Origin of the sequence: Microbispora sp. H10830 (assembly GCF_014161375.1) — a bacterium.
Taxonomy (GTDB): domain Bacteria; phylum Actinomycetota; class Actinomycetes; order Streptosporangiales; family Streptosporangiaceae; genus Microbispora; species Microbispora catharanthi.
Window position 1 is genome coordinate 229,147 of record NZ_JABBWX010000015.1, and the last position, 7,984, is coordinate 237,130.

The window sequence follows — 7,984 nt, forward strand, 5'->3', positions numbered from 1 at the left end:
GTGTCACCCCTGCTTCACGGTGATCGTGTACAGGTTCTTGCCGTACGGGGTCACGTCGACGCCGCTGAGCCGGCTGGTGAAGCCGATCTGGTTCTGCCAGTTCCACAACGGGATCATCGGCATCTCGGCCAGCGCGACGTCCTCGGCCTTCTGGTAGAGCGGCAGGCTCGCGTCCAGGCTGGGCGCCGAGTTCGCCTGCTTGATCAGGTCGTCGAACTCCTTGTTCTCCCAGCCCATCCGGTTGCCCGCACCCCACATGTACTCGAGGTAGTCCTGCGGGCTCGGGTAGTCCATGACCCAGTTGTTGCGGTACGGACCGTCCTCCTTGCGCTGGCGCAGTGTCGACAGGTAGTCGGCGGCCGGGATCTTGCGGAACTTGATGTCCGAGATGCCGAGGTTCTGCTTCAGCTGGTTGGCGACGGCGGTCATCCACTGCTCGTAGCTCGGGTCGGCGTTGGAGAACCACAGGTTCAGTGTGCCGCTGAAGCCGCCGGCCTGGTCGAACAGCGCCTTGGCCTTGGCCGGGTCGTACGTGCACGCCTCGCCGCAGGCGTTCTCCCGGTAGCCGGGCACCAGCGGCGCCAGCAGCGACGCCATCGGCTTGAACGCGCCGTCGTAGACCGCGTCCACGATGGCCTGCCGGTCGATGGCCATGGAGAACGCCTTGCGCAGGTCGGGGTTGGCGAACCGCTTGTCGAAGGTCGGGAAGCCCAGGTAGTCCATCGTGCCGTCGGGGGTCTGCACGAAGCGGTCGCCGAGCAGCTTCTTCGCCTCGCCCGTGCTGGCCGGCGGAACCGTCGTCATCAGGTCCACCCGGCCGGCCCGCAGGTCGGTCCACGCCGTGTCGCGGCTGGCGTAGATCTTGAAGGTGACGCCGTCCGCCTTGGGCTTGCGCTCGCCCGCGTACGAGGGAGACCGCTTGATCGTGATCTGCTTGTTGTGCTCCCACTCGCCGTCGAGCACGAACGGCCCGTTGCCGACCGGGGCCTGGTCGAACGCCTTGAGGTCGGTGAACGCCGCCTTCGGCATCGGCGCGAACGCGATGTAGGCGAGCGTGATCGGGAACTGGCTGAACGGCGCGGTGAGCGTCACCTCGAGCGTGGTGTCGTCCACCACCTTGAGGCCGCTCATCTTGTCCGTGGACGGGTCGCCCTTCTCGGGGTTGAGCTTGTCGTAGCCCTCGATGCTGGCGAAGTAGTAGTTGTTGGTCCAGCCGTTGGGGCCGTAGGCCGTGGCGTTCCAGGAGTCGGCGAAGCTCTGCGCGGTGACCGGCTCGCCGTTGCTGAACTTCTGCCCCGGCTTGAACTTGATCGTCCAGACCTTCTGGTCGGTGCTGCTGACCGACTCGGCCGCCCGCATCACGGGCTTGCCACTGGCGGCGTCGATGGAGACCGGAGTCTCGAAGAGCGTGTCCAGCACCGTGATCGAATAGTCGCTGGAGGTGTTGCCCGGGGTGAGATGGTCGGGTTCCGTCAGCGCGACGGAGAACGTGTTCGCCTCCTTGCCGCCGCCCTGGGACGACGATCCTCCCCCACACCCGCCGCTCAGCATGATGGCCGCCACAGCGAGGGCGGCCGCCCGGCTTCTCGTGACCCTCACTGGTCCTCCGCCTCTCCGTCGTATTGCGGGTGAGGGTAGGAAACGGGGCCGCCGACTGCATCGGAGACTTTACGTATTCCTTGCGCAACCTTTACCCGGCAGGCTGAGCATGGAGGATCCATGGATGCAATCAGCCTCAACGCGCGGAGCCTGCACGCCGTCGCCGAACTGGGCTTCCAGGTGGCCCGGCAGGGGGCGCACGGGGCGATGACCGCGCTGGGCGAGGTCATCCCCGTGGAGGCCTACGAGTTCGTGGCGTTCGACCCGGCGACCGGCCGGCACCGTTCACTGGTGTCGGCGGGGTACACGCGGGTGGACGACGACGCCGCGGAGGAGTACGCCCGGCTCGACGCCTACCGCCGCGCCATGTCGCTGCGCACGCCCGTCGTCATGGGCTCCCCCGGCACCGAGCGCTACTTCCGCCGCCACCTGGAGCCGTACGGCTGGCGCGCGGGGATCACGACGCCGCTGTTCCTGACCGGCGGGCGCTACACCGGGCTGCTGCACGTCAGCTCCCGCGCGGACCTGCCGCCCGAGGCGCCCGCGGTGATCAGCGCGGTCTCCCCCGCCCTGGCCCACCTCACCGACGTGACCCGCTGCGTCATCGACCCGCTCGGCCTGCCGCCCGGCTTCCACGCCGTGGCGTACGAACGGGGCGGGCGGCGCAGGGACGTGGCCGGATGGCCCGCGTCGGAGGCGCTCGCGGCCGAGCCGGCGATGGCGGAGCTGGCCAGGGCGTTCATCGACTCCCGCGAGCTGTCGCGCCGGGGACTGTGGCTGGACGGCACCGGCCAGTGGCGCGAGCTGCGCCTCCACCGGGCCGGCGTGGGCTTCCACGGCTCCATCCAGGGCGCGGTCATCGCCGAGCGCCCGTGCGCCCTGCCGTACGACCTGACCTCGCGGGAGATCGAGGTGCTCACCCGGGTCGCGCAGGGCGACTCCAACCCGCAGATCGCCGCCGCGCTCGTCCTGAGCGTGCGCACCGTGACCACCCATCTGGAGCACATCTTCGCCAAGCTGGGCTGCGACAGCCGTACGCGTCTGACCACGAAGGTTCTCGCCGAGGGGCTGTGCCGGCTCGACATCCCGTAATGATCGCCCTCGCGGGACGCGCCGAGGCCGGGTCCGACATTATTGGCCCATGTCGGTTCACGAGCGTCGGCGGCTCCCCACGGGCTTGGAGCTGCTGTTCGGTGACGGCGGCGACGGCCGGGTGCTGTCCGTCGACCTGCCGTCCGGGTCCCTCGTGTGGCCGGACCCCGACTACGACAGGCTGCGCACCCATCACCGCCCCTCGTTCTGGCTGAGCGACGAGCCGGTGCCGGCCGGGCTGTGGGCCCGGCTCCGCGCCGAGCACCCCCGGTCGGGCCTGTGGCCGATGCTGCTGGAGGACGGCGTGCAGCCCTGGTCGGCCGGGCAGATCGCGCCGGACTCGCCCGGCCAGGTCGACTACTACAGCGCGGCCGGATTCATGGCCGAGGCGTGGCAGGACCTGCTGCTGGGCCACGAGGCGTACCTCGCGCCGTTCGGGGCCGAGTGCCCGGGGGTCGCGCCGCCCGCCGCGCTCGTGGCCGACCCCGACGTGGTCGCCGACTGGTACGCGGACGTGGTGGCCGAGCGGATGACGCCGCTGGGGCTCGCCGCGGTGAACCGCGGCGCCGACGCCCTGGTCGCGATGGGCTGGCAGGGGGCGCTGCACCACAACGAGTGGACCGTGCCCCTGGCGGCCGTGGTGCGCAGCTGGGAGGAGCGGTTCGGGGCGCGGGTGGTCGGCATGGGGTTCAACACGCTGGACCTCAGCGTCGCCGCGCCGCCCGCCACCCTCGCGCACGCGCTGCACGTGGCGGCCGAGCACTGGACGTTCTGCCCCGACAGCATCCTGCAGGGCCCGGGCACGCTGGCCGACTACGCCGAGCAGATCGTGGGCCAGAACGCCTGGTCGTTCTGGTGGGATTGAGGCGATACTTACACAGGCACGCGATAATGACCAAAAACGGCTGTGAGCGAGGGAGGCGGTTTGGGCGGCACGGAGCTGGGCGGGGGCGAACGGCCCGTCAAGGTGGCGGGCTTCAACACCGGCACCGCGAACATCGCCCGGATGAGCGACTACCTGCTCGGAGGCAAGGACAACTTCGCCGCGGACCGAAAGTTCGCCGAGCAGCTGATGACCATCGCGCCCGAGGTCAAGACGATGGCCGTGGACACCCGCGAGTTCCTGGAGCGGGTGGTGCGCTTCCTCGTCGAGCAGGGCGTGCGGCAGTTCCTCAACGTGGCGTCCGGGCTGCCGACCCGGCGCAACACCCACGAGGTCGCCCAGGAGCTCGCGCCCGACGCCCGCGTGGTGTACGTCGACGACGACCCGGTGGTGCTCAACCACGCGCGGGCCGTGCTCGCCCGCAACCCCGGCACCGGGGTGGTCGACGGCTCCATCCTGCGCCCGGCGGAAATGCTCGCCGACCCCGAGATGCTCCGGCTCATCGACTTCGACCAGCCGGTCGGGGTGCTGATCCCGGCCCGGCTGCAGTACCTCCCCGACGCCATCGAGCCGTACAAGTGCGTGGCCCACGTGCGCGACCACCTCGCCCCGGCCAGCTACCTGGCCATCGGCCACGCCGTCTTCGACAGCCGTCCCGAACTGGCCGCGCCGATCGTCGACCTGTTCCGGCAGATCGTGCCGCAGGCCGACGACGCGCCGCGAGACCGGGAGAAGGTGCTGCGCTTCTTCGACGGCACGGAACTCGTCGATCCCGGCCTCGTCTACATCCGTCAGTGGCGGCCGGAGATCCCGCAGAGCACCGGGCAGGCCCAGCGGGTGTGGATCGTCGGCGGCGTCGGCCAGGTGTTCTGACGACCTACCGGATGAGCACGCACGAGGGGGTGCCCACCGCCAGCGCCTGAGCGGTCGGCTCGGGCAGCCCGTCCTTGAGCGCCAGCACGGCGACGGAATCGGACCGCTGGTTGGCGACGTAGAGGCGGTCGCCGTCGATCGCGAAGTGGCGTGGCCAGCTTCCGCCCGACGGCACTTCGGCCGTCATCGTGAGGCGGGGCCCGTCCACCTCGAAGACGGCCAGGGTGTCCGGCCCCCGGTTGGCGACGTACAGGTGGCGGCCGTCGGCGGACAGCGCGATGTGGGAGGGCAGGTTCTCGCCCCCGCTCTCCACCCCGCTCTCCAGCACGGCGCCGCTCGCCCGCACCGCGCCCGCCTCCCGCCACTCGCCGTCGTAGACGCGCACGGTGCCGTCGAGCTCGCCGGTGACATACCAGTGGCCCTCGTGGTGCAGGAAGTGCCGCGGGCCGCTGCCGGAGGCCAGCCGTACGGGGCCGTCCGGGTGCGGGCGCATGCCCGGCAGGAAGCGGCGCACCTCGTCGGTGCCGAGGTCGGTCACGTACAGCACGCCGTCGGGCCCGAAGACCGCCTGGTGCGCGTGCGGACCCTCCTGCCGGTCCGGGTGGGGGCCGCGGCCCTCGTGCGGGAACGTCAGCGGGCCGGGCTCGGGCATCCCGTCCTCGCCCAGCCGATAGGCCGTGACGGTCCCGTCGCCGTAGTTGGCGATCGCCAGCCACCGGCCCTCGGGGTCGAGCGCCAGGTGGCACGGCAGCGAGCCGCCGCTGGGGTGCTCGGCCAGGAGCCGGGGGGTGGGCTCGTCGGCGAAGACCGCGAGCCCCCCGTCCACGGCGCGTTCGAGCACGGCGTACAGCAGCGGCAGCCGCGGGTGCGCGGCGACGAACGACGGCCCTGACGCGGTCGTCTCTGCCACCGCCTCCAGCCGCCCGTCCGCGTGCGCCCGAGCCACCGTCAGGCCGGGGCCCGACCCCTCCGTGTCGGGGGTGTATCCGCCGATCACCAGATTGGGTCGGGACATTCGCACTCCAAAGGCTCAGATCGTCGGGATATCGCATGGTATCGGCCAGACGGGGGCCGGGTGGACGACCGCGACCGGGCAGGGGGCGCGCCGCAGCAGGCCCTGCCCGACCGAACCGAGCAGCCGGGCCCCCGTTCTGTGCGCACCCACGACGAGCAGCCGCGCCTCCCGGGCGCACGCCACCAGGGCGGGCAGCGCCGGCGCCTCGACGACCCTGGTCCCGATCGCGGGCCGGGCCCGGCAGCGCAGCCGCCACGGCTCGACGATCCGCGCCAGCGCCCGCTCACCCTCCGGCTCACGCCCTCCCGTGGCGTACACCACGGTCAGCGGCAGCGACCTGCCGCGGGCGACCTCCACGGCGAAGCGCAGGGCGGAGTCCGCCTCGGGACCGGCCGGCCGCGCCACGTCGATCCCCACCACCACCCCGCCGGCGGGCGGCGCGGACGCCGGCGCGCCGACCACGACGACCGGGCAGGCGGCGTGCGCCGCCGCGTACGCGCTGACCGAGCCGCGCAGCAGCCCGGCCAGCCCACGCACGCTCCGGTGGCCCAGGACCAGCATCGCGGCGTTCCTGCTGAGGCTGACCAGTGTGTCCTTGGGATCTCCCCGCACGAGCACGGGGCGGACCTCGCGACCCGGCAGCAGGCGTTCGGCCAGTCGTACCCCCTCGAACAGTTGCAGACCCGCCAGGCGGCGCTCCTCGGCGGCGACGGCCTCGGCGCGCTCCGGGTAGGGCCCGTCCCACACCTGACACACCGTGACGCCCGCACGGCGGCGGGCCCGGCACTCCGCCGCGGCCCACTCCATCGCGGCCCGGCTCTGCCGTGTGCCGTCGTAGGCGACCACGATCTCCTGCTTCATCTCACTCACGCGGCCCGCGCCGCGTGCGCAGAGCGCACCCCATGTCACCAGCAGATCACCCGGGACTCGGCGGCGACGCCGGGCGAAAGCCACCGGCCCGCGGGACCTTCGGCCCGCCCGCGGCTAGCGTAGAGACATGATTCGGGTGTTCCTGGTGGACGACCACGAGGTCGTGCGGCGTGGTGTGGCGGCGTTGCTGGACGCCGAGGACGACATCGAGGTCGTCGGCGAGGCGGGGACGGCCGAGTCGGCCGTGGCCCGCATCCCCGCGCTGAAGCCGGATGTGGCGGTGCTCGACGTGCGCCTGCCCGACGGCGACGGAGTGGACGTCTGCCGTGAGGTGCGCTCGAAGCTGCCCGGCCTGGCCTGCCTGATGCTGACCTCCTACGCCGACGACGAGGCGCTGTTCAACGCGGTCATGGCCGGGGCGGCCGGGTATGTGCTCAAGCAGATCCACGGCTCGGACCTGGTCGGCGCGGTGCGCACGGTGGCCGGCGGGCAGTCGCTGCTCGACCCGCAGACGACGGCCGCGATGCTGCACCGGCTGCGCGACCAGGCCACGAAGAAGGACCCGCTTGCCGCGCTGTCGGACCAGGAGCGGCAGATCCTTGAGCTGATCGGCGAGGGCCTGACCAACCGCCAGATCGGCGAGCGGATGTTCCTGGCCGAGAAGACGGTCAAGAACTACGTGTCCAACCTGCTGAGCAAGCTCGACATGCAGCGCCGCACCCAGGCCGCCGCGCTCGCCGCCCGCCTCAAGGCCGGCCGCCAGGACTGAGCCGGCAGGACTGAGCCGGCAGGACTGAGCTGGCAGGACTGAGCCGGCAGGATTGGGCCGCCAGGATTGGGCGGGCGACGCGCCCGCACAGGGTAATCATCCGGGCCGGAGTTTCCCAGGGCGCCGGCGAGACCCCAGCGATACGGGCATATGCCCTATGTCGCTTATATCCAACTGGCGCATGGGCAGGTGGTTGCCAGGTGTCTCGTCACTGCGCGGACGTCTTCAGAACCGATCTCGTCTCGGCGGTACGGCGGCTTGCGGTGGCCGCGCTCGTCGTCTCGCTGGCCGGCCTCGCCGTTCCGGCATCGGCGGACGCGGCCTCCGCTCCGTTGCACCGCAAACCGCACGCGGCCGCCGCGAAGGCGGCCCGGGCAAAGGCGGCGGCCCGGGCGAAGGCGGCGGCGCAGGCGAAGGCGGCGGCCAGGCCCAGGCCCGGCCCGCGCGGTTACCAGGTGGCCCGAGGCGGGCGGACCAGCGCCAGGCAGTACAGGTCGGGCCGCGGCAGGAACATCCTGAACCTCAACGGCGTCTACACGCCCTCGCTCCTGAGCGGCCCGCAGTCGACCGCCGTCACGTCCGCCGGGAAGATCACCAGCCAGGGCGCGTACTGCGCCCCCGGCAGCCGCTCCTGCAACATCTCGCAGAACATGAGGTGATCAGCCCAGCGGGACGCTCCACTTCAGACGGGCGCCGCCGGCCTCGGGGGAGGTGAGGGTGAGGGCGCCGCCGAGTCGTTCGGCGCGGTCGGCGAGATTGCGCAGGCCGCTGCGGCGGCCCTCGGCCGGGATGCCGACGCCGTTGTCCTCCACCACGAGGGTCAGCCGTCCGTCCCCGGCGTGGACGGCGACGTCGGCGCGGGTGGCCTTGGCGTGGCGGACGA

Annotated in this window: 9 protein-coding genes; 5 read left to right on the forward strand and 4 right to left on the reverse strand. The window is 72.1% G+C overall.

What is annotated here, in order from left to right; translation table 11 throughout:
* Positions 1–3: 3 nt before the first annotated feature.
* Entirely contained in the window at positions 4–1,599 is a 1,596-nt protein-coding gene (locus tag HHX35_RS32840) for an ABC transporter substrate-binding protein (RefSeq protein ID WP_182902535.1), read from the reverse strand.
* Between the two features lie 120 nt (positions 1,600–1,719).
* Between HHX35_RS32840 and HHX35_RS32845 the strand changes: the two genes are divergently transcribed.
* Genes HHX35_RS32845 through HHX35_RS32855 form a run of 3 tightly spaced genes read left to right on the forward strand, consistent with a single transcriptional unit; the run spans position 1,720 to position 4,447 of the window.
* Positions 1,720–2,691: a LuxR C-terminal-related transcriptional regulator gene (locus tag HHX35_RS32845; protein WP_182902536.1), complete on the forward strand. Its 972-nt coding sequence runs from the start codon at positions 1,720–1,722 to the stop codon at positions 2,689–2,691.
* Positions 2,692–2,740: 49 nt separating this feature from the next.
* Positions 2,741–3,556, forward strand: coding sequence for a DUF4253 domain-containing protein (locus HHX35_RS32850; RefSeq protein WP_182902537.1), 816 nt, complete (start codon positions 2,741–2,743; stop codon positions 3,554–3,556).
* 60 nt (positions 3,557–3,616) lie between these two features.
* A complete protein-coding gene (locus tag HHX35_RS32855) occupies positions 3,617–4,447 on the forward strand; it encodes an SAM-dependent methyltransferase (RefSeq protein WP_259405606.1) in 831 nt (276 codons plus the stop codon).
* 4 nt (positions 4,448–4,451) lie between these two features.
* Here the strand turns inward: HHX35_RS32855 and HHX35_RS32860 are convergent, their stop codons facing one another.
* Together HHX35_RS32860 and HHX35_RS32865 are read right to left on the reverse strand one after the other, a co-directional pair.
* Positions 4,452–5,462, reverse strand: coding sequence for a lactonase family protein (locus HHX35_RS32860; RefSeq protein ID WP_182902538.1), 1,011 nt, complete (start codon positions 5,460–5,462; stop codon positions 4,452–4,454).
* A 15-nt stretch (positions 5,463–5,477) separates the two neighbouring features.
* Positions 5,478–6,323, reverse strand: coding sequence for a universal stress protein (locus HHX35_RS32865; protein WP_259405633.1), 846 nt, complete (start codon positions 6,321–6,323; stop codon positions 5,478–5,480).
* Positions 6,324–6,459: 136 nt separating this feature from the next.
* Between HHX35_RS32865 and HHX35_RS32870 the strand changes: the two genes are divergently transcribed.
* Both HHX35_RS32870 and HHX35_RS32875 read left to right on the forward strand, forming a co-directional pair.
* A complete protein-coding gene (locus tag HHX35_RS32870; RefSeq protein ID WP_139572935.1) occupies positions 6,460–7,101 on the forward strand; it encodes a response regulator transcription factor in 642 nt (213 codons plus the stop codon).
* Positions 7,102–7,301: 200 nt separating this feature from the next.
* A complete protein-coding gene (locus HHX35_RS32875; RefSeq protein WP_182902540.1) occupies positions 7,302–7,760 on the forward strand; it encodes a hypothetical protein in 459 nt (152 codons plus the stop codon).
* Here the strand turns inward: HHX35_RS32875 and HHX35_RS32880 are convergent.
* The coding region (locus HHX35_RS32880) for a sensor histidine kinase (RefSeq protein ID WP_396781282.1) at positions 7,761–7,984 on the reverse strand (224 nt) is incomplete at its 5' end.